The following is a 21,881-nucleotide window of genomic DNA, read 5'->3' as shown; positions in this document are numbered from 1 at the left end:
GCTCAAAAAATTTCAGTGAATATTTTTTATTAAAAAAATATTACATTTCTTTTGGCGCATTTACACCCAAAAGTCTCAAAGCTTCAGTTAAAACGATTGAAGTTGCTTGAACTAATGCAAGACGAGCATTTAATTGATCATCTTCATCCAAAATTCTTACATTTGCATAGTATTTGTTAAACTTCTTACTTAAATCTAACGCATATTTTGCAATTATAGATGGTTCAAATTTTTCTGAAGCTTTTTCTACAATAGCTGGGAAATCAGCTAAAGCTTTAGCAACTGCAAATGACCAATCATCATCTAAGTTCAAATTATCCATTGAGATTTCTTTATTAGCCTTGCGCAAAATACTTTGTGCTCTAGCGTTTGTGTATTGAACGTATGGACCAGTATCCCCTTCAAAACGAACAACTTCTTCTAAGTCAAAGTCAAAGTTATCCATTCTATCATTCTTTAAATCATGGAATACTACTGCACCGACACCAACATCATGAGCAACTTGATCTTTATTAGATAAGTTTGGATTCTTTTCTTCAATTTGTTGTTGTGCCAAAGAAACAGCATCTTTTAATACCTTATCTAAGAAAACAACATTACCTTTTCTTGTTGATAACTTCTTTCCACCTTGAGTAATTAAACCAAATGGAATGTGGTGAATATTATCAGCCCAATCATATCCCATCTTCTTTAAAACTTGCTTTAATTGCTTAAAGTGACCACTTTGTTCGCCACCAGCAACATAAAGAGACATAACGAAGTCATATTCTTTTTTACGGTATAATGCAGCAGCTAAATCACGAGTCATGTATAAACTTGAACCATCAGATTTCAAGATTAGAGCTGGGTTTTCATCTTCACCCAAGTTAACAACCTGAGCTCCGCGAGATTCTTCTAGTAGTCCCTTTTCTTTCAATTCATCAACTACAGGTTGCATTTTATCGTTAAAGAAAGCTTCACCATTATAAGAATCAAAAGTTACGCCTAACTCCTTGTAGATACGATTAAATTCTTGAAGAGAAACTTCACGGAACCATTTCCATAATTTAATTTCTTCTTCGTCCCCATTTTCAAGTTTCTTAAAGGCAGCACGTCCTTCATCATCTAACTTAGGATCTTTTTCAGCCTCTTCATGGAACTTAACATAGTAATGGAAAAGATTAGTAATTGGATCTTTCTTAACGTCCTCTTCATTACCCCATAAGCGGTAAGCAGTAATTAATTTCCCAAATTGGGTACCGTAATCGCCAAGATAATTAATCTTAATTGGAGTGTAACCAACCTTTTCTAAAGTCTTAGCAATTGAATTACCAATAACAGTAGAACGTAAGTGTCCCATTGACATTGGCTTAGCAATGTTTGGAGAAGACATATCGATTGGGACATTACCTTCACCTAATTTTTGATCACCAAAATGATCTTTTTCAGTTAAAACATCATTTAAAGTTGCATTAACAAGCTTAGCATGATCAATTGCGAAGTTAACGTATGGACCAACTGCTTGAATACTAGTAAAGTTATCATCACTAATTTTTTCCGCAATGTCTTTTGCAATCAAAGCTGGATTCTTGTGTTCAATTTTAGCCAAAGCAAATGCTGGAAAAGCGTAATCTCCCATCTTTGCGTTCTTTGGTCTTTCAATTAACATTGCAATTTTTTCTTTAGGTAAATCTACCTGTTCACTAACTAAATCAACAACTTTTTGTTTAAAATCCACTTATAACACCTCTTACATAAAAAAAGTCCCTTCCTAGACAATCTAGAAAGAGACGAGAAAGTTTCCCGCGGTACCACTCTATTTGATACAAAGTATCCGCTTATTAATTGATTTTAAAATTATAGTTAAACACGCCTTCGTATTGTTCTATTGTCTAACTCACACCAAACATAGACTCGCTGAAAATAGATTCAATATTACTACTTTTAACTCTTTGTCATGAAGATTATATCAGCAATCTTAACTTATGTGCAATATTAAAACGAATTCATAGTCAAAATTTAATTAAAACAGTAGTTCAACAATTTCTTTGTTTCTGAAAACCGCTCAACATCATTCTGTGCACCGAGAATTACAGTAATTACTCGCTTACCATTTTTATTCACTGTACAAGTAAAGCATGAACCAGCTTCATCAGTTGTTCCAGTTTTCAAACCATCGATAGGATAATTTGGATCATAATCTGAAAGTCCGTTTAACATTTTATTGCTATTAGTCATTAAAGTATTTCTAAAATAAGCTTTTGATATTTTAGTTGTGTTTAAAACATCAGGATACTCAACAATTAATTTTCTAGCTACAATTGCCATATCATTAGCACTCATTTTATTTTCAACTGTAGTTGTCATTCCAAAGAAATTTTTCTTTTTCTCTGGTAAACCATCAACTGTCACAAATTTAGCATTATGAAGATTCCATTTCTTAGCTTGAGTGCGCATTTGATTTAAGAAATTTTCCTCATTTCCGCTGACTGCAATTGCCAGTAAGTGTGCCGCATTATTAGCTGATTTTATCAAAGCTGCATCATAAAGCTCTTTAACAGTATATTTTTGACCCAAGCTAAGTGGCACACTAGCATAATCAGGATTAGACCCTAAGTTAATGATTTCTTGAGTGGGACTAACGGTTGTATCCCAAGAGATTTTCTTTTCTTTTATTGCTTTTAGAGTTAGGTAAGCAGTTAACAACTTAGTCATTGAAGCAATCGGCAAACTTTGATTGGCATTTTTTGCGTAAATTACTTTTCCGTCTTTAGAATTAATTGCAACAGCAGCTTTAACATTTAAGCTGACTTGATCAGCATGATAATTTGATGGCATTTTATTTGGACCAAAGTTGTTTTTCCATAGCAAAAAACAAATAGCAATTACTACTATTCCTATTATCCACAAGAAATTTTTCTTAGACTTTTTCTTTGCATGTCTCATCCTGTCACCCATTTCTTGTTATGCATTTTAACTTACTTATCTTTTACTACAACTTTTGTGCCTACAGGCAATTTTTCATATAACCATTTAGAATCTGGCAAACTCAAACGAATACAACCATGAGAAGCCTGAGTTCTCCCAAGCTTTTTTGCTTCATTTTTCATAATTTTATTGTCACCGTCTATTGGGACAGAATGAAAGAGATAAGTCCCATGACCATGCCAGCTCACATAGGTACGAGCACCTACTTGAAGACTCTGATTGAAAAAGCTAGCTCCTTTTTCTGCTTCAACTGCATAAGTTCCAGTTGGTGTGGCAGATTTACCATGATGATAGACTCCACAAGATGCAAGCATAGTGTAAACCGGCTTTTTACCATCCATAATGTACACACGATTACCTTTAATCGATACCCTTATCCACAACTTGCTTAGGCTTAAAAGATCAGGATGCGCTTTATTCTCACTTTTAACTTTCCAGCTACCTGCAGGCTGCAAATCTTTAGGATCGGGATATGGTAAATTAGGATTTTTTTCTGCAATATCTTTTCTTTTCTTAACTACTTTAGTAGTTGCAGTTTTAGTTGGCGTGGCAAGCGAAACATTACGATGAGGAAATAAAATGACTGCTAGAGCTAAAATAGCTAGTATTGTTCCCATAATTAAAACAGAATTTTGATATTTATTCATCTTTTTCATTTTAATCACTTCTCATATTTCTTCATCATTTCTGGAAGCATACGCGACAGCTGCGTTGGGCGCACAATATATTGATGCTCTGCAATTTTATCAGCTACAAGAGAATGAATGCCTACAGCACCTGCTACAATTTCTAAACTAGGTGTAAATTGGCCACAGAAGCCACCAATGATTCCTGCTAGAGTATCTCCCATTCCGCCAATTGCCATTCCAGGATTTCCATAAGGATTTCGATAAATATTTCCTGCTTGATCATAAACTTTAGTATGATTAGATTTTAATACTAAAATTGCATTTTTCTTTGGAACTAGTTTATTTAGTGCTGCTTGATTTAATTGATCAGTTTGCTCAGAAATTTTTATTTTGCTTAATCTTTGCCATTCCATTTGATGAGGTGTAAAAATCATTAACTTTGAATTTACTGGCAATAGGTTTTCTTGCTGACTAATTAAATCAAGGGCACTTGCATCTAAAATTAACGTTTGCTTTAAGCTGATGCTGTCTCTGACAAGAGCTAGTATATCTTTTGCTTGCTTATCTAAACCTAATCCCATTCCGCAAACCACTACATCAGAATTCTTAATTAGACTTTTTAACTCATCTTTTTCATCCCAACTAAGAGCCATAATTTCTGGATCTCTTGTATGCAAAGCCGTAATATTGACTGGATTTGTAACAACTGTTACCAAGCCAGCACCACTATTTAATGCACCTTCTGCTGACATCATAAGCGCGCCACCATATTTTTTACTGCCTCCAATTAGTAGTACATGCCCATAATTACCTTTGTGAGTAGCGCTCTTTCGCTTTTTAATTACTTCAGATATTAGTTCTTTTGAAATATTTTTCATTTTATTTTATCCAAAAAAGCCCATCTAACCGATGAGCTTTAACTTTATAATTTATCGTTATTTTCTTTTTCTGCAAGTTCAACTGCATATTTTGTTAACTTATCAGCTGCAACTTCGCGCGCATCAGTTTGAACACTTAAAGCATAATGTTCTAAGTCATCTTTTAGCTCTTCAGAAATCGCATTTTCATATTTTCCTAGTTCATTATCACTAAACGGCTTCAGAAAATCAGTTATATTGTTAAATAGTCGCTCCATGGCATAACGAAGCTTTTTATCGTCTACGCGCTTATTTGAAGAAATTTGTTTCTTAATCCTTTCAAGACTATGAATCGTATGTGGCAATAAAATATATTCATCTTTTCGTCTTTGCCAAATAATAACGCCATTAGTCTCAATATCATTTAAATTATTTTGAACTTCATCCAAATTACTGTCAGGACCAAACGAATAGCTTAATGAATTATCATCTAAAAAAGCAGCATAATTGTCATGCTTATCGTCAGCATTACCATTATAGTTATCTAAAAAATCACGTGCCGCATTAATATCATGTTGTACTTCTCTCTTTTGAGCAACACTTAAGTATTCTGGATCATAATCTTGATAAAGATGAGTTCCTTCTTCAAATTGAATTAAAAGTTGCTCATCCTGTGCATCTTTCAAGATTTTGTCTATCTTTTTGTATGTATCAGTTCCTAAATAGAAATCTTTCTCATCAATATCAAAATTAAAATCGTTATAACAGGTATCACGCAATCCTAATAAAGTCATATATGTATCTTTTTTCAATTTTGTCCACCTCTTTCAATCGTTATTTTACTCTTTTTCCAGAAAAGCAGGAAATTTTTAATTCAATTCTGTTACTTACGTTGGTCATCTAAAATATTCTTAAAATTTTCTAACTGATTTTTTCTCTGCTCACTAAGGGCTGCTGTTCCCGAATTTACATAAGCCTTAAATAATTTTCTAATTATTGGTTCCCACACTTCTTTTTGAGCAGAACTATTTTTGATTAAACGAGTAGCTAATTTATACGTTGTCTTTGGTGTTAATAAATTTCTAAAATAAATTTGATTACTATCGCTAACTGTTAAATACAGCATTTCAATAAAATCTTTTCGTTCGGTATCACTTGTATTTTTTAACCATTCAGCAATTGCTTTCCAAGAAATTTCAGAGCCGCTATCCAATTGCTTTACTGTCACAAATTTATCCTTTTTTACACGCCAGGTAAACATATCATGTTGTAGTAAATTAGCTCCTGAGGCTGCAACAATCGTACAGTAATCTTTTTCTCCAATAAGGTCATCCTGAAGTATTCCAATTAGTGATCCTTGCGGAATATATTTATGGATCTTGTTTTTCAATTTTAAGAATTTTTTCTTTAGCCTATCTTGATTGTGAAAACCGGGGCCGTCAAAACAATCAATTCTAACAATATTTGAAAGATCTGACTCTTTTAAACTTAATGCAACCGCAAAAGCTAAATTACCGCCTTTTGAATGTCCACCAAGATAAAATTTCCCAGGAAATAATTCTTTAATTCGTCGATAATATGAGCGAGCAAAATAATGCGCTGGTACCCAATTATTAAAAGACATATTAAAGTTCTCTTTCCAGCCAATTGTCGTGGCTGTCGTTCCACGATAAGCAATATAAGACTGACCATCAGCAATATAAAAAGTAACGGCATTAAATTGCATTTGTGTTTTTGCATCTATTTTACTTACAGCCTGATGCCAAGATACGTTTTTAAAACGTCGATTCTTAATCATTATTTTGATTAATTTTTCAGTATTTTTTCCGCCCAGATTTCCTTTTGTTAAAGTTTCAATTTCTTCATCTGAAGCTAAATCCTGTAAACTAGTGATCCGAGGAAGAGCATCAAAATTACAATATGCCAATTGAGAAAAAATCATGCTATCTATTTCATTCAAAGGAAATTCGCTAAAGCTCCTTCTTTCTTTTGTGGCATATCCAAGCATATTATCCATTTTTCTTCCTCACTTTCTCTAAAATATTATATAATGAACTTCCTTGGCAGGGGCAAAAAAGGGAAACTTAAGTAATTATTACTTAAGTTTCCCTTTTCTATATATTTTAAATTCTAATATGTAATCTTGCCAAAACTCTGTTAACTTTTGGTCCAATGATCTTTTGTGCTAAGCCAAATTTCACCGATAAGAATGCATATAATATTCCACCGATAGCTACAGCAAGTGTAACTAAAATAAAGGAAGTTGGACGACGCTCAGGCGAAATAATTTTCCCACCAAAATCAACCACCCCAGTAACTACAACAAACATAGCCATTGAGAAAATTGCAATTCCAATAAATCTTCTTGATGTACGACCACTATTATACTTATATCTAACCTTTAAATGCTTCAAAGAAAGCCAAATAGTAATAATTAATCCGATATTAGTAGCTAAAAGTGGACCGTAGACTTTGAAGAATTTAATCATCGGCAGTTGAACCGCAAATTTGATAATAATTCCCAAAACTAGGTACTTTATCGCTAATCCATTCTCTGATAGTCCCTGCAAAATCGCCATTAAAACTGTAAACAGCCCTAAGCTGATTGCCGTAAACGATGACAAGTATAAGACGTTTGAACCTAATGGATCATACCCATAAAAAATTGTATAAATTGGCGTTGCAATAGCAGCCATCCCCAGAGAAGCTGGAATCATAACAAATAAGAATAATTCCAATGTATTTTCAATTTGATTAGAAATGCTAGCATAATCACGTCTTGCATGTGCACCTGATAAAAGCGGAATTGCCGTTACAGACATCGCAGTGGCCAAAGATACGATAATCATGATTAACTTATTTGCATTTAACCCAAATAAGGCATACCATGATTCGATTTGATCAGAACTTGCATGAACAAACATAGCAATCATCGGATGGAAAGTATACTGGTCAATTAATTGGAATAGTGTAATCCCTGAATCAATGATGATAAATGGAATTGATTGATTAATAATTTCCCAAAAAATTCCGGCTGTTGAAATCTTAATAGCATGATTTGATTGTTCCATCAATGCATTTAATTCATCTCTTCGACGATATAAGAACCATACTAAAAGTAAAATTCCAAATACCGCACCAATAGCTGCAGCTAAGTTTGATTGAACAACAGCATGGACGTAAGAACCATGTTGAACTTGCATGATGATATATGCAGTCAAAAGCATCCATAATACACGAGCTAACTGTTCAACAAATTGAGACATAGCTGGTGGCATCATGTCTGCATAACCTTGGAAATATCCACGCATGATACTCAAAATCGGAATAATCAAAACTGCATAAGACAAACTTCTCATTACGGCAACTTGACGCGGATCACTCTCTGCCCCATGTAAAATTGCCCCCATGATATCATCAGTAGCCAAAATTGGAGCTCCAAAATACATTATTGCAGCACAAATCACACCAAAAATTGCCATCAAAATTAAGCCACGTCTAAACAGCTTGCGCCCAATGTCATATTCATTTAACGCATTATATTTCGCTACTTGTTTAGCAACCGCACCCGGAATACCAGCAGTAGAAATAATGATAAATAAGCTATAAATATTATAACTTTTCGCTGTTAGTGCATTAGCAATATTCCCATGGCTTCCCATCCAGGCATACCATGGAATAATGTACAATGCCCCTAAAATTCGTGACACAATTGAACCAAAGGTCATCCAAGCGGAGCCTTTGACCATTGTCTCTTTAGTATTTTTAGTATTATTTTCCATAAAAATAAATTTTCCCTATATCCAGTTAAGCGTCTGAATTATATATTACTCATTAATGTAAACAGTATTTACAAATATTAATTATTTAGGAAAAACTTAAATTACTTAGCAACAATGTTGACAATCTTATTTGGAATAACGATCACTTTCTTAACATCTTTTCCATCCAAGAATTTTTGAACATGGTCAAGAGAAAGAGCTTCTTTTTCTAAATCATCTTTAGCAGCATCTTTAGCAGCCTTAAATTTACCACGAAGCTTACCGTTGACTTGAACCATAATTTCAACTGTTGATTCAACTAATTTTGCGGGATCATATTCTGGCCATTTAGCATAAGTAATTGATTCATCATGACCAAAAATAGACCAAATTTCTTCCATCATGTGTGGTGCAACTGGTGCGAGAAGTTTTACAAAACCTTCTGCATATTCACGTGGAATAGTCTTAGCTTTTTGTGCAGCATTCATAAATACCATCATTTGACTAATTGCAGTATTGAAGTGTAGAGCTTCAAAGTCTTCAGTAACTTTCTTAACGGTTTCAGCATAAACCTTATCAAGTTCACCGTCATTTTTATCAACAATCTTTTCTTGAGGAATTGCGTTTAAATCAAGATCATTAACAAATAAGCGCCATACACGATCCAAGAACTTCTTGGTAGATGCAGGACCGTTATCATCCCAATCAATAGATGCATCTAATGGTCCCATGAACATTTCATACATTCTAAGAGAATCTGCACCATACTCATCAATTACTTCATCCGGGTTAACTACGTTTCCCTTAGACTTAGACATCTTTTCGTGATTCTTCAAGATTAAACCTTGATTATATAATTTTTGGAATGGTTCTTTAGTTGGTACAACACCCAAATCATAAAGAACCTTATGCCAAAATCTAGCATATAGAAGATGGCGAACTGCATGTTCTGCACCACCAATATAAAGATCAACTGGAAGCCACTTTTTAAGTAAATCATAGTCAGCTAATTCTTTATCATTGTGCGGATCAATATAGCGTAAGTAATACCAAGAAGATCCAGCCCAGTTAGGCATAGTATTAGTTTCTCGCTTACCTTTTCGACCATTTTTATCAACAACATTTACCCAGTCGGTCAAATTAGCAAGTGGACTTTCTGGAGTACCAGATGGCTTAATATCAGTTGCATGTGGCAAACGAAGTGGTAATTCATCTTCAGGAACTAATGAAGTAGTGCCATCTTCCCAATGAATAACAGGAATTGGTTCACCCCAGTAACGTTGACGAGAAAAGTCCCAATCACGAAGTTTATAGTTAACTTTCTTTTGACCCACCTTGTGATCTTCAAGCCATTCAATCATTTTCTTTTTGGCTTCTTCAATATTTAAACCATTTAAAAATTCGGAATTGATGTGCGGACCATCACCACCATAGGCTTCTTTATCTAAATTACCTCCGTCAATAACTGGAGTAATAGTTAGACCGAATTTTTTAGCAAATTCATAGTCTCGCTGGTCACCGGAAGGTACACCCATTACCGCACCAGTTCCGTAACTAGCTAAAACATAATCGGAAATCCAAATTGGCACTTCTTCACCATTTACCGGATTAATTGCATAAGCACCAGTAAACACGCCAGTTTTATCTTTATTAAGGTCTGTTCTTTCAAGATCTGACTTTGATTCAATTTTCTTAATATAAGCATTAACTGCTTCTTTTTGTTCCGGAGTAGTGATTTCTTGAACTAATTTACTTTCTGGAGCAAGAACTGTGTAGCTAACACCAAATAAGGTATCAGGACGAGTAGTAAAGACATCAAAAGTCTTATCGCTATCCTTAACCTTAAAAGTAACTTGTGCACCTTCTGAACGGCCAATCCAGTTACGCTGCATTTCTTTAACTGGTTCTGGCCAATCTAAATCATCTAAATCTTCAAGTAAACGATCAGCATAAGCAGTCATTTTAAGCATCCATTGACGCATATTACGGCGGTAAACTGGATATCCACCACGTTCAGTCTTGCCATCAACGATTTCTTCATTAGCAACAACTGTACCTAAGTCTGGTGACCAGTTAACAGGTACTTCCGCCTCATAAGCTAGGCCTTTTTTATACATTTGTTCAAAGACCCATTGAGTCCACTTGTAGTAATTAGGGTCAGAAGTCGTTACTTCACGGTCCCAATCATATGAGAAACCAAGTTTATTAAGTTGCTTTTTGAAATTAGCAATATTTTCTTTAGTAACTTTTTCTGGATCTTCACCTGTCTTTAAAGCATATTGCTCAGTTGGCAAACCAAAAGCATCCCAACCCATTGGATGAAGCACATTATAGCCTTGTGCACGCTTCATTCTAGACATGATATCTGTTGCAGTATAGCCTTCTGGGTGCCCTACATGAAGACCTTTACCTGATGGAAATGGGAACATATCTAAAGCATAGTAGTTCTTCTTCTTAGGATCAGTTCCTGTCTTAAAAGTATCATGCTCTGCCCAATATTTTTGCCACTTTTTTTCTACGGTTTTGTGATTGTACACCTAAATCTCTCCTTAAAACTAAAAAACGCCCTATGATTAAAAAATCATAGGACGAAGTTAATTTCGCGTTACCACCTAAGTTCCACACAACATTACGTGTGACACTCATGCCCCTTAACGCGGAAAGCAAACGATAGACTTATTCATCAGGGTAAGTTCACAACACAATTGTTAAGCTTTGCACCTAACCAGCTCATCTCTAAAAACAATTATGATTTGCTACTACTCCCTAGTCTTTATTTTTTTATGGATAATGATTATAATTTACCACATCTACTAGAAATTACAAGGGGAGAAATTTTTTTGAAAAAGAAACATGATAATCTAGTTATCCACGATACACTAATTCCAGGATTTATTTTTTTAATACTTTATGTAAGCTGGGCACTCTTAGTCATATATAAGAATCCATTTATTCATTCTTTTGACCAAGCTATTATTCACCTTGTTTCTAATAATAATCCAGTTAACGTAGCAATTGCCACTAAATTGACTGTAATTGGGAATACTAGTACCTTAACAATAGCTACAATTGTTTTATTTATTGGATTACTTCTTGCCAGAAAATTTGCCTATGCTTTCTTTTCAGCTGGATTAATGATCTGTGCCAATGGTTATAACTGGATTACAAAGCATGCTGTTGAACGCCACCGTCCTCTAGTTCACCATCTAGTTTTTGCTGACGGCTACAGTTTTCCCTCTGGACACTCTGTCGGTAGCGCCACATTCTTTGGTATTTTAATTATCCTGACCATCTTATTAGTCAAAAATAAGTTTTGGCGTACTATACTAATTATTATTTGGATTATCTTTCCATTGTTTATTGGCTATACTCGAATCTTCTGCCATGTTCATTACCCTTCTGATGTAGTTGGTGGATGGTTAGAAGGAACTACCTTTGTTTTACTTGGCTTTTCTATTCTCTATCATTCTTACTTAAAGAAACATAATTAAAAACGCTAACTGAGTTAATTAGCTCAGTTAGCGTTTTTGTTTTTATTCAACAATTTTCTTTTGTTTATACAGTTGGTTAAGAATCAAAGATAAGATGATCACCACTAAAGAAACTACATAAACAGACTTCAAACCACTTAATAATACTTGTCTTAAGCCAGGTATTAAGTTAGCTGCCAAATGTTTAGCCTTATCAGCAGAAACAATATCATTCATCATCTTTTGGGTTAAATTTGGATGATGTGCTAATTGCTTAGCCACGACCATATTGAAAGTAATACCATAGATCGAAACCATCATAGTTTGTCCTAAATACTTCATTAAAGTATTAAAACTAGTAGCAACGCCAATCTTATCGCGCCCTACCAAAACCTGAGAGCGAACTTGAGAAGCTGTAGTAATAGCTCCAAAAGCTGTCCCATTAAAGGCTGCAATTATACAAAATACCCAAAATGAAGTATAAATTGGAACCATAATTAAGGCTAAATCAGCTACTACCAAAATAAGCAACATATAATCATATGTTTTCTTTATTCCCCAGCGCCCTAACATGCCACCAATCAAAAATGATCCTACAATCCACATTAAAGAACTAGGTGTCACTGCAAAACCAGCAACAGAAGCGCTTGTTGCATTTATTCCTTGCATCCAAGTTGGAATATAAAATTCAAACCCAATAACCACACCAGAAATAAGAAGCGTAATCAAGTTGATCATTGTAAATTCTTTACTGCTTAACATGTCAAGTGGCATGATTGGATCTTTTGCCTTCTTTTCAGTCTTAAAAAAGACAATAGCTGAGGCAATGATGATAATTAACAAAGCTAGCAATAGTAAATTAAGACCCTTTTCCAGCTCCTGTAAAAATATCATTAATGACAGCAAAAAGATTACTAAACAAGTCGTTCCTTTTAAATCTAAGGTTGAATTGCTGCTAGTTTTCTTTTCTCTTAAGAAGAAAACAACCAAAAGAAAAGCTAAGATACCTAATGGTACGTTGATATAAAAAATCCAATGCCATGACAAATGCTGCACAATAAAACCACCTAGTAAAGGTGCAATTACTGAAGCTACGCCCCAAAAACCAGAGTTTAATCCTAGCATCTTCGCTCTTTTTTCAAGCGTATAAAGATCAGCAATAATTGTAACTGCTACAGGCTGAACTGCACCAGAACCTAATCCTTGAATTACACGAAAGAGGATTAACTCCACCATGTTTTGCGCAATTCCACAAAGCGCAGATCCAATTACAAAAACTGCAATTCCAAATAGAAAAACTGGCTTTCTTCCAATACTATCAGCTAATTTTCCATAAATGGGCGTTGAAACAGCTGTCATTAATAAAAAGATTGAAACAACCCAGTTCATAATTTCTAACCCATTCAGATCAGAAACAATAGTTGGCATTGCGGTAGAAACGATCGTTCCCTCGATTGCAGTCATAAACGTCGTCAAAAAGATGGCAATTGTCACAATTTTAGTATTACTTTTATTCTGCATGCTCACTCACGTATGCTTTTAGCGCTTCTACCTTGTCTGTGTGTTCCCAAGGTAAATCTATATCTGTTCTTCCAAAATGACCATAAGCGGCTGTTTGACGATAAATAGGACGTCTCAAGTTAAGCATTTCAATGATACCTGCTGGTCTTAAGTCGAAAACATTTCGAATAGCTTCAACTAATAAATCTTCGCTTACCTTACTTGTGCCGTGAGTATCAACCATGATTGAAACTGGGTGAGCAACACCAATAGCATAAGCAAGTTGGATTTCACATTGATAAGCTAGATCAGCCGCAACAATGTTTTTAGCTACATATCTAGCTGCGTAACTTGCGCTACGATCAACTTTAGTCAAATCCTTACCTGAAAATGCACCACCACCATGGCGAGCATAACCACCGTAAGTATCAACAATAATTTTACGACCAGTTAAACCAGAGTCTCCTTTAGGACCACCGATAACAAAACGGCCAGATGGATTAATTAAGAATTTGGTATTTTCATCAAGATATTGTGAAGGAATAACCTTCTTAATAACCATGTCGATCATAGCTTCACGAATTTCATCATTAGATACTGTTGCATCGGTTTGAGTAGATATAACGACTGTATCTACACGCTTTGGTTTATTATCATCATCGTATTCAACAGTTACTTGTGCCTTTGCATCTGGTCTTAGCCAATCAAGACGTCCTTCTTTGCGAAGACTAGCAACACGTCTCATTAAGGAATGGGCTAAAGAAATAGGAAGCGGCATTAATTCTGGTGTTTCTTTAATGGCAAAACCAAACATTAAGCCTTGATCCCCTGCACCAATCTTATCTAAATCATCTTTATCTTGATGATTTTCACGTGTTTCAAGCGATTCGTTAACACCACTAGCAATATCACTAGATTGTTCATCGATATCGACTAAGATAGCACAATTATTACCATCAAAACCAAGTTCTGGACGATTGTAGCCAATCTCCAAAATTGTCTTTCTAACTACAGATTGAATATCAACATAAGCAGAAGTTGAAATTTCACCAACTACTAAAACAAGTCCAGTAGTAACTGTAGTTTCACAAGCTACACGACCATTTGGATCCTTTGCTAAAATCGCATCTAAAATTGCGTCAGAAATTTGATCAGCAACTTTATCAGGATGTCCTTCAGAAACTGATTCTGAAGTAAATAAACGTTTTTCTTTACTCATAGAGTCCCCCATCTTTCGGTTACAAGGCATCTTCGTCAAAAAACGAATCCTTTCGGGACCTTAACCGAATAACAATATATACAATTCAATTTCGTTCATTTGTTTTTAAACACAAAAAAAGGACTACCATATCGGTAGTCCATGAACGATGGAGGATACAGGGCTCGAACCTGTGACCTCCTGCTTGTAAGGCAGATGCTCTCCCAGCTGAGCTAATCCTCCAACAACCATATTTAATATGGCAATGACCCGTACGAGATTTGAACTCATGTTACCGCCGTGAAAGGGCGGTGTCTTAACCACTTGACCAACGGGTCAGATCTCACAATTGAGCACATATATTACTATACCAGATCTTTTTCAAAAAGCAAGAACTTTTTTGAAAAAATTTACTCAATAAATGAAATACATATTATGGCGAAAAATATTCTCCAACGGAGTGTGAGAGATTCGAACTCTCGATACAGGTAAAGCCCGTATACATGATTTCCAATCATGCTCCTTCAGCCACTCGGACAACACTCCATTATTTTATTAATGCCATAAACTCCGGCTGTCAGACTCGAACTGACGACAACCTGATTAACAGTCAGGTGCTCTACCAACTGAGCTAAGCCGGAATATTAAAAAAGAGCACGGCGACTGCCTACCCTCGCAGGCAGTTTCCCACCAACTACTCTCGGCGTTAAGAAGCTTAACTTCTGTGTTCGGCATGGGAACAGGTGTATCCTTCTTGCCATCGCCACCGTACTCTTTCTGAGCTTTTACACTCAAAACTGAATATAATCTCTTGCTTTAAAAACCTTTGAGCTTTGGTCAAGTGCTCGACTGATTAGTACTAGTCCGCTCCACATATCACTATGCTTCCACTCCTAGCCTATCTACCTCATCGTCTTTAAGGTGTCTTACTGCTTGCGCATCGGAAATCTCATCTTGAGGGGGGCTTCGCACTTAGATGCTTTCAGCGCTTATCCCTTCCATACATAGCTACCCAGCGATGCCTTTGGCAAGACAACTGGTACACCAGCGGTATGTCCATCCCGGTCCTCTCGTACTAAGGACAGCTCCTCTCAAATTTCCTACGCCCACGACGGATAGGGACCGAACTGTCTCACGACGTTCTGAACCCAGCTCGCGTGCCGCTTTAATGGGCGAACAGCCCAACCCTTGGGACCGACTTCAGCCCCAGGATGCGACGAGCCGACATCGAGGTGCCAAACCTCCCCGTCGATGTGAACTCTTGGGGGAGATAAGCCTGTTATCCCCAGGGTAGCTTTTATCCGTTGAGTGATGGCCTTTCCATGCAGTACCACCAGATCACTAAGCCCGACTTTCGTCCCTGCTCGAGGTGTACCTCTCGCAGTCAAGCTCCCTTATACCTTTACACTCTGCGAATGATTTCCAACCATTCTGAGGGAACCTTTGGGCGCCTCCGTTACATTTTAGGAGGCGACCGCCCCAGTCAAACTGCCCACCTGACACTGTCCTCCAGAACGCTCAGCTCTGCGAGTTAGAGGATCCATCAAACAAGGGTAGTATCCCAACATTGCCTCCGGTAAGACTAGCGTCCTACTTTCTCTGGCTCCTACCTATCCTGTACATGTTTAACAAATACTCAATATCAAGCTACAGTAAAGCTCCATGGGGTCTTTCCGTCCTGTCGCGGGTAACCCGCATCTTCACGGGTATTATAATTTCACCGAGTCTCTCGTTGAGACAGTGCCCAAATCATTACACCTTTCGTGCAGGTCGGAACTTACCCGACAAGGAATTTCGCTACCTTAGGACCGTTATAGTTACGGCCGCCGTTTACTGGGGCTTCAATTCAAACCTTCGCTTACGCTAAGCTCTCCTCTTAACCTTCCAGCACCGGGCAGGTGTCAGCACCTATACGTCATCTTACGATTTTGCAGATACCTGTGTTTTTGATAAACAGTTGTTTGGGCCTATTCACTGCGGCTGATATTTTACTATCAGCACCCCTTCTCCCGAAGTTACGGGGTCATTTTGCCGAGTTCCTTAACGAGAGTTCTCTCGCTCACCTGAGTGTTCTCCACTCGACTACCTGTGTCGGTTTGCGGTACGGGTAAAATTGCTCTGGCTAGAAGCTTTTCTTGGCAGTGTGACATCATGACCTTCGCTACTTTTATTTCGCTCCGCGTCACAGCTTGAAATCTAAAGACAAGCATTTGACTCATCTTTTTTCTTACTGCTTGCACATGTATTTCCAGCAACATGCGTCATTAGCCTCCTGCGTCCCTCCTTTGCTCATATCGAACAATTTCAGTACAGGAATCTCTACCTGTTGTCCATCGGCTACGCCTCTCGGCCTTACCTTAGGTCCCGACTTACCCTGGGCGGACGAGCCTGCCCCAGGAAACCTTAGTCTTTCGGCGGATAGGATTCTCACCTATCTTTCGCTACTCATACCGGCATTCTCACTTCTAAGCGCTCCATTAGTCCTCTCGATCTAACTTCGCCGCACTTAGAACGCTCTCCTACCACGCATATAATATATGCATCCACAGTTTCGGTACTATGCTTAGCCCCGGTACATTTTCGGCGCAGCGTCACTCGACTAGTGAGCTATTACGCACTCTTTAAATGGTGGCTGCTTCTAAGCCAACATCCTAGTTGTCTACGCAACTCCACATCCTTTTCCACTTAGCATAGATTTGGGGACCTTAACTGGTGATCTGGGCTGTTTCCCTTTCGACTACGGATCTTATCACTCGCAGTCTGACTCCCGTGCATTGATATCTGGCATTCGGAGTTTATCTGGATTCAGTAACCCCTGACGGGCCCCTAGTCCAAACAGCGCTCTACCTCCATTATCATTCACACGAGGCTAGCCCTAAAGCTATTTCGGAGAGAACCAGCTATCTCCAAGTTCGTTTGGAATTTCACCGCTACCCACAACTCATCCCCGCGATTTTTAACTCACGTGGGTTCGGTCCTCCAGCGTGTTTTACCACGCCTTCAACCTGGTCATGGGTAGGTCACTTGGTTTCGGGTCTACGTCATGATACTCTTTCGCCCTATTCAGACTCGCTTTCGCTCCGGCTCCGTCTTTTCTGACTTAACCTTGCACCATAACGTAACTCGCCGGTTCATTCTACAAAAGGCACGCCATTACACTTTAATGTGCTTTGACTACTTGTAGGCACACGGTTTCAGGTTCTCTTTCACTCCCCTTCCGGGGTTCTTTTCACCTTTCCCTCACGGTACTGGTTCACTATCGGTCACTAGTTAGTATTTAGCCTTGCGAGATGGTCCTCGCGGTTTCAATCGGGATTCCTCGTGTCCCGACCTACTCAGGATCCTGCTAAGTCTCTCCGCAATTTCGCTTACGGGGCTCTCACCCTCTCTGGCTTATCTTTCCAGATAATTCTGCTATCGCTTCAAGTACTACATCGCAGTCCTACAACCCCAACTGGCAAGCCAGCTGGTTTGGGCTCTTTCCTGTTCGCTCGCCGCTACTTGGGAAATCGATTTTTCTTTCTCTTCCTGCAGCTACTTAGATGTTTCAGTTCACTGCGTCTTCCTTCATTAACCTTAACAGCTAATGATAATACCTCGCGGTATTGGGTTCCCCCATTCGGATATCTCCGGATCATTGCTTACTTACTGCTCCCCGAAGCCTTTCGTGGTTCGTCACGTCCTTCATCGGCTTCTAGTGCCTAGGCATTCACCATGCGCCCTTTTCTACTTGACCTATTTTCAAGTTGAGTTTCTCTCTCTTCTCGGTCGCTCTTCAATCTGTTCTTTTCGATTGTCTCGGTTTTTTTGCTTTCGATTATATTCAGTTTTCAATGTACTAACTCTTGAGGTATTACCCTCAAAACTAAACAAAGTTTCTCAGTGTGCTTCCGCTTGGCTTTCTCGATGACTTCTCTTTAGTGCTCTCGCACTCTCCATCATCTTTCGCCTTCCTTAGAAAGGAGGTGATCCAGCCGCAGGTTCTCCTACGGCTACCTTGTTACGACTTCACCCTAATCATCTGTCCTACCTTAGACGGCTGACTCCTATAAAGGTTATCCCACCGGCTTTGGGTGTTACAGACTCTCATGGTGTGACGGGCGGTGTGTACAAGGCCCGGGAACGTATTCACCGCGGCGTGCTGATCCGCGATTACTAGCGATTCCAGCTTCGTGTAGGCGAGTTGCAGCCTACAGTCCGAACTGAGAACGGCTTTAAGAGATCCGCTTGCCTTCGCAGGTTCGCTTCTCGTTGTACCGTCCATTGTAGCACGTGTGTAGCCCAGGTCATAAGGGGCATGATGACTTGACGTCATCCCCACCTTCCTCCGGTTTGTCACCGGCAGTCTCATTAGAGTGCCCAACTTAATGATGGCAACTAATGACAAGGGTTGCGCTCGTTGCGGGACTTAACCCAACATCTCACGACACGAGCTGACGACAGCCATGCACCACCTGTCTCAGCGTCCCCGAAGGGAACACCTAATCTCTTAGGTTTGCACTGGATGTCAAGACCTGGTAAGGTTCTTCGCGTTGCTTCGAATTAAACCACATGCTCCACCGCTTGTGCGGGCCCCCGTCAATTCCTTTGAGTTTCAACCTTGCGGTCGTACTCCCCAGGCGGAGTGCTTAATGCGTTAGCTGCAGCACTGAGAGGCGGAAACCTCCCAACACTTAGCACTCATCGTTTACGGCATGGACTACCAGGGTATCTAATCCTGTTCGCTACCCATGCTTTCGAGCCTCAGCGTCAGTTGCAGACCAGAGAGCCGCCTTCGCCACTGGTGTTCTTCCATATATCTACGCATTCCACCGCTACACATGGAGTTCCACTCTCCTCTTCTGCACTCAAGTTCAACAGTTTCTGATGCAATTCTCCGGTTGAGCCGAAGGCTTTCACATCAGACTTATTGAACCGCCTGCACTCGCTTTACGCCCAATAAATCCGGACAACGCTTGCCACCTACGTATTACCGCGGCTGCTGGCACGTAGTTAGCCGTGACTTTCTAAGTAATTACCGTCAAATAAAGGCCAGTTACTACCTCTATCTTTCTTCACTACCAACAGAGCTTTACGAGCCGAAACCCTTCTTCACTCACGCGGCGTTGCTCCATCAGACTTGCGTCCATTGTGGAAGATTCCCTACTGCTGCCTCCCGTAGGAGTTTGGGCCGTGTCTCAGTCCCAATGTGGCCGATCAGTCTCTCAACTCGGCTATGCATCATTGCCTTGGTAAGCCGTTACCTTACCAACTAGCTAATGCACCGCAGGTCCATCCAAGAGTGATAGCAGAACCATCTTTCAAACTCTAGACATGCGTCTAGTGTTGTTATCCGGTATTAGCATCTGTTTCCAGGTGTTATCCCAGTCTCTTGGGCAGGTTACCCACGTGTTACTCACCCGTCCGCCGCTCGCTTGTATCTAGTTTCATTTAGTGCAAGCACTAAAATCATCTAGGCAAGCTCGCTCGACTTGCATGTATTAGGCACGCCGCCAGCGTTCGTCCTGAGCCAGGATCAAACTCTCATTTTCCTTTTTGAAAATGAGCTTTTTATCGTTTAGCTCTAAAACTTTCTTTGAGTTATCTCAAATTTATTGCTTGCGAATTGACTTCGCTTTTGTTTGGGATTTTTATTTATCCCGCACACTTTCAGCGAAACTTTGTTCAGTTTTCAAGGTACTACCGTTGTCATGTGACAACTTTTATATTATATCATGTCTTTTGATCTTTGACAAGAACTTTTTAATCTTTCTCATCTCTCTCAAATGACAGCTTTATAATATTATCATCTTTTCCCTGCTTTGACAAGATCTTTTTTAACCTTTTTATTGGCTCTTTTTGCTCTTGCCTCAAACAGCATGTATTACTTTACAGACTTTTTTCCTTTTCGTCAACACGGTTTTTAACAAAATTGTGAATCACGAATATTAATTATATCTTTAATCCAATTGTATGATTTCTATGATTTTGCTATTGAATTTGAAAGAAAGATTCAAAACTAAAATTCGGATATTAAAAAAACTGTGTTAAGCATAATCACTTAACACGATTTTTCACTCTTCATTTAAATATCTATTTTTTGCTTCTTCAATTTGCCTATCTAATACATCTTTTAAAGGAGCAAATCCTTTTTTCACTCGTTTTGACGTCCAAAAATGTACCCTCTTTTTTCTAGCTTCTTTTACTTCGGGTAAAACAGCTCGTCTTGATAAACTAATTTGATTCGAATATGGATCAATATCAATTACTTGTACTTTAATATTCTCTCCTACTTGATATTCTCTTCCTATATCTTTGACAAATCCACCATGAATTTCTGAAATATGAATTAGGCCTTCTCTCTTACTGTCTAATCTCACAAAAATCCCGTATTGCTGTATACCACTAATTTTTCCATCAACTATATCGCCAATTTTAACTTGCATACTATCTCATCCCTTACTAATATTAATTATAACTGTCTTTTTAATTAACGCTAAAGACATGACTTCTATATTAATTTTTATGAAGGAGTTCTTATAAAATGAAAAAATACGACTTAGCTATTATTGGAGCAGGTCCCGTTGGTTTGTTTGCTGCTTCTTTTGCTAATTTGCATGGATTAAAAACTATCTGCTTCGATGCTTTAGAAGAAGTTGGTGGTCAAATTAATATGCTTTATCCGCAAAAAAACATTAAAGATATTCCAGCCTTTCCTTCAATTAAAGGGAAAGATTTAATTTCTCAATTACTTAAACAAAATGTAGATACTAACTTCTTACTTTCTCATAAGGTAAAAAACATCTCTTTCTTAGAGGATAAAAATATCTTAATTGACGAAGAATACCAGGTTAAAAGCCTATTAATTGCTACTGGTCTTGGCGCTTTTAAGCCTAAGATGCTTCCCTTAGCTACTACTTCCGAGACCAAGTCGCATATTCATTATTCAATGCAACATCCCGAAATTTTTGCCAATAAAAAGGTAGCTATTCTTGGCGGGGGTGACTCTGCACTTGATTGGGCAATGGAGTTAGCAAATACCTCGGATATTTTTTTGATTCATCGCAGAAATGAATTTCGCGGACTAGAAAGTTCAGTAAACAAACTCAAAAGTTTAAAAAATGTTGAACTTTTAACTCCTTATCTTCCCAAAGAACTTCAATTCAACAATAATAGAATGGAATTAGTTTTGCACAAAGTTGGTAAGAATGATGATTTTGTCACTAGAAATATTGATGAAATCTTAGTTGCATATGGTTTTAAGAGTGATAATCGTCAATTACGCAAGTGGGGCATTAAATTAGAAAATAATCTGATTTCTGTTTCTCAACAAATGAGAACGAATCTCTCAAATGTTTATGCAATTGGTGACGCTGTTACTTATCCAGGAAGAGTACCAATGATTGCTTTGGGTTTTGGTGAAGCTCAAATTGCGATTAGCAACATTATGCAAGACCTATTTCCAGAGAAAACAATGACGTTTCATTCTACCAGTATTTAAATTTTGAAAGGAATCTATT

At 38.0% G+C, this 21,881-nt stretch carries 13 protein-coding genes, 4 tRNA genes, 3 rRNA genes, 1 riboswitch and 1 other annotated feature; of the genes, 2 read left to right on the top strand and 18 right to left on the bottom strand.

The genetic code is table 11. The annotated features are described in order from the left end of the window. Positions 1-40: 40 nt before the first annotated feature. The 8 genes from argS to leuS all read right to left on the bottom strand — a co-directional run bounded on the left by argS (position 41) and on the right by leuS (position 10,751). Positions 41-1,717, bottom strand: coding sequence for an arginine--tRNA ligase (gene argS / locus QM512_RS00655; protein ID WP_282805637.1), 1,677 nt, complete (start codon positions 1,715-1,717; stop codon positions 41-43). 281 nt (positions 1,718-1,998) lie between these two features. Beyond that, positions 1,999-2,925 carry a D-alanyl-D-alanine carboxypeptidase family protein gene (locus tag QM512_RS00650; RefSeq protein ID WP_282805636.1) on the bottom strand — a complete coding sequence of 309 codons (927 nt, stop codon included), beginning with the start codon at positions 2,923-2,925 and terminating at the stop codon, positions 1,999-2,001. A gap of 32 nt (positions 2,926-2,957) precedes the next feature. Continuing rightward, a complete protein-coding gene (locus QM512_RS00645) occupies positions 2,958-3,623 on the bottom strand; it encodes a L,D-transpeptidase (RefSeq protein ID WP_282805635.1) in 666 nt (221 codons plus the stop codon). Between the two features lie 5 nt (positions 3,624-3,628). After that, positions 3,629-4,474, bottom strand: a complete 846-nt coding sequence (locus tag QM512_RS00640) for an NAD(P)H-hydrate dehydratase (protein WP_282805634.1) — start codon at positions 4,472-4,474, stop codon at positions 3,629-3,631. A gap of 44 nt (positions 4,475-4,518) precedes the next feature. Next, complete coding sequence (locus QM512_RS00635) at positions 4,519-5,265, bottom strand: hypothetical protein (protein ID WP_282805633.1); 747 nt, start codon at positions 5,263-5,265, stop codon at positions 4,519-4,521. Positions 5,266-5,336: 71 nt separating this feature from the next. Then, positions 5,337-6,470 (bottom strand): Mbeg1-like protein, encoded by a 1,134-nt coding sequence (locus QM512_RS00630; RefSeq protein WP_282805632.1) that lies wholly within the window; start codon positions 6,468-6,470, stop codon positions 5,337-5,339. A 106-nt stretch (positions 6,471-6,576) separates the two neighbouring features. Next, positions 6,577-8,235: a putative polysaccharide biosynthesis protein gene (locus tag QM512_RS00625; protein ID WP_282805631.1), complete on the bottom strand. Its 1,659-nt coding sequence runs from the start codon at positions 8,233-8,235 to the stop codon at positions 6,577-6,579. 101 nt (positions 8,236-8,336) lie between these two features. Next, positions 8,337-10,751, bottom strand: a complete 2,415-nt coding sequence (leuS, locus tag QM512_RS00620; RefSeq protein ID WP_282805630.1) for a leucine--tRNA ligase — start codon at positions 10,749-10,751, stop codon at positions 8,337-8,339. A gap of 44 nt (positions 10,752-10,795) precedes the next feature. After that, positions 10,796-10,997, bottom strand: a binding site (T-box leader). Here leuS and QM512_RS00615 point away from each other — a divergent pair. Continuing rightward, positions 10,998-11,705, top strand: coding sequence for a phosphatase PAP2 family protein (locus QM512_RS00615; protein WP_282805629.1), 708 nt, complete (start codon positions 10,998-11,000; stop codon positions 11,703-11,705). Between the two features lie 42 nt (positions 11,706-11,747). On the opposite strand, the gene QM512_RS00610 is transcribed toward QM512_RS00615, so the two are convergent. From QM512_RS00610 to QM512_RS00565, 10 genes are all read right to left on the bottom strand, one after another. After that, entirely contained in the window at positions 11,748-13,205 is a 1,458-nt protein-coding gene (locus tag QM512_RS00610) for an MDR family MFS transporter (protein WP_282805628.1), read from the bottom strand. Continuing rightward, positions 13,195-14,403 carry a methionine adenosyltransferase gene (metK, locus tag QM512_RS00605; RefSeq protein WP_282805627.1) on the bottom strand — a complete coding sequence of 403 codons (1,209 nt, stop codon included), beginning with the start codon at positions 14,401-14,403 and terminating at the stop codon, positions 13,195-13,197. Before metK ends, QM512_RS00610 begins: the two co-directional genes overlap by 11 nt. Further along, a riboswitch (SMK box riboswitch) is annotated at positions 14,401-14,472 on the bottom strand. Its footprint overlaps the gene before it by 3 nt. A gap of 80 nt (positions 14,473-14,552) precedes the next feature. Then, a tRNA-Val gene (locus QM512_RS00600) sits at positions 14,553-14,625 on the bottom strand. 23 nt (positions 14,626-14,648) lie between these two features. Beyond that, positions 14,649-14,720 (bottom strand) — tRNA-Glu (locus tag QM512_RS00595). Between the two features lie 118 nt (positions 14,721-14,838). After that, positions 14,839-14,928: transfer RNA gene (locus QM512_RS00590), tRNA-Ser, on the bottom strand. A 22-nt stretch (positions 14,929-14,950) separates the two neighbouring features. Then, positions 14,951-15,023, bottom strand: a tRNA-Asn gene (locus tag QM512_RS00585). A gap of 13 nt (positions 15,024-15,036) precedes the next feature. Then, positions 15,037-15,153, bottom strand: a 5S ribosomal RNA gene (gene rrf / locus QM512_RS00580). Positions 15,154-15,215: 62 nt separating this feature from the next. Continuing rightward, positions 15,216-18,118, bottom strand: a 23S ribosomal RNA gene (locus tag QM512_RS00575). A 222-nt stretch (positions 18,119-18,340) separates the two neighbouring features. Continuing rightward, positions 18,341-19,913: ribosomal RNA gene (locus tag QM512_RS00570) — 16S ribosomal RNA — on the bottom strand. The 16S, 23S and 5S rRNA genes sit together here with 4 tRNA genes alongside, the layout of an rRNA operon. A 522-nt stretch (positions 19,914-20,435) precedes the next feature. Continuing rightward, positions 20,436-20,807: a CvfD/Ygs/GSP13 family RNA-binding post-transcriptional regulator gene (locus QM512_RS00565; protein ID WP_282805626.1), complete on the bottom strand. Its 372-nt coding sequence runs from the start codon at positions 20,805-20,807 to the stop codon at positions 20,436-20,438. A 98-nt stretch (positions 20,808-20,905) separates the two neighbouring features. Here QM512_RS00565 and QM512_RS00560 point away from each other — a divergent pair, with 98 nt between their 5' ends. After that, positions 20,906-21,862 carry an NAD(P)/FAD-dependent oxidoreductase gene (locus QM512_RS00560; protein ID WP_282805625.1) on the top strand — a complete coding sequence of 319 codons (957 nt, stop codon included), beginning with the start codon at positions 20,906-20,908 and terminating at the stop codon, positions 21,860-21,862. Positions 21,863-21,881: the final 19 nt, after the last annotated feature.

The sequence above is a fragment of the Lactobacillus isalae genome, assembly GCF_947539375.1.
Lineage (GTDB): Bacteria > Bacillota > Bacilli > Lactobacillales > Lactobacillaceae > Lactobacillus > Lactobacillus isalae.
The sequence above is the reverse complement of the archived record's forward strand: the minus strand, read 5'-3'. Positions and strand labels throughout refer to the sequence as shown.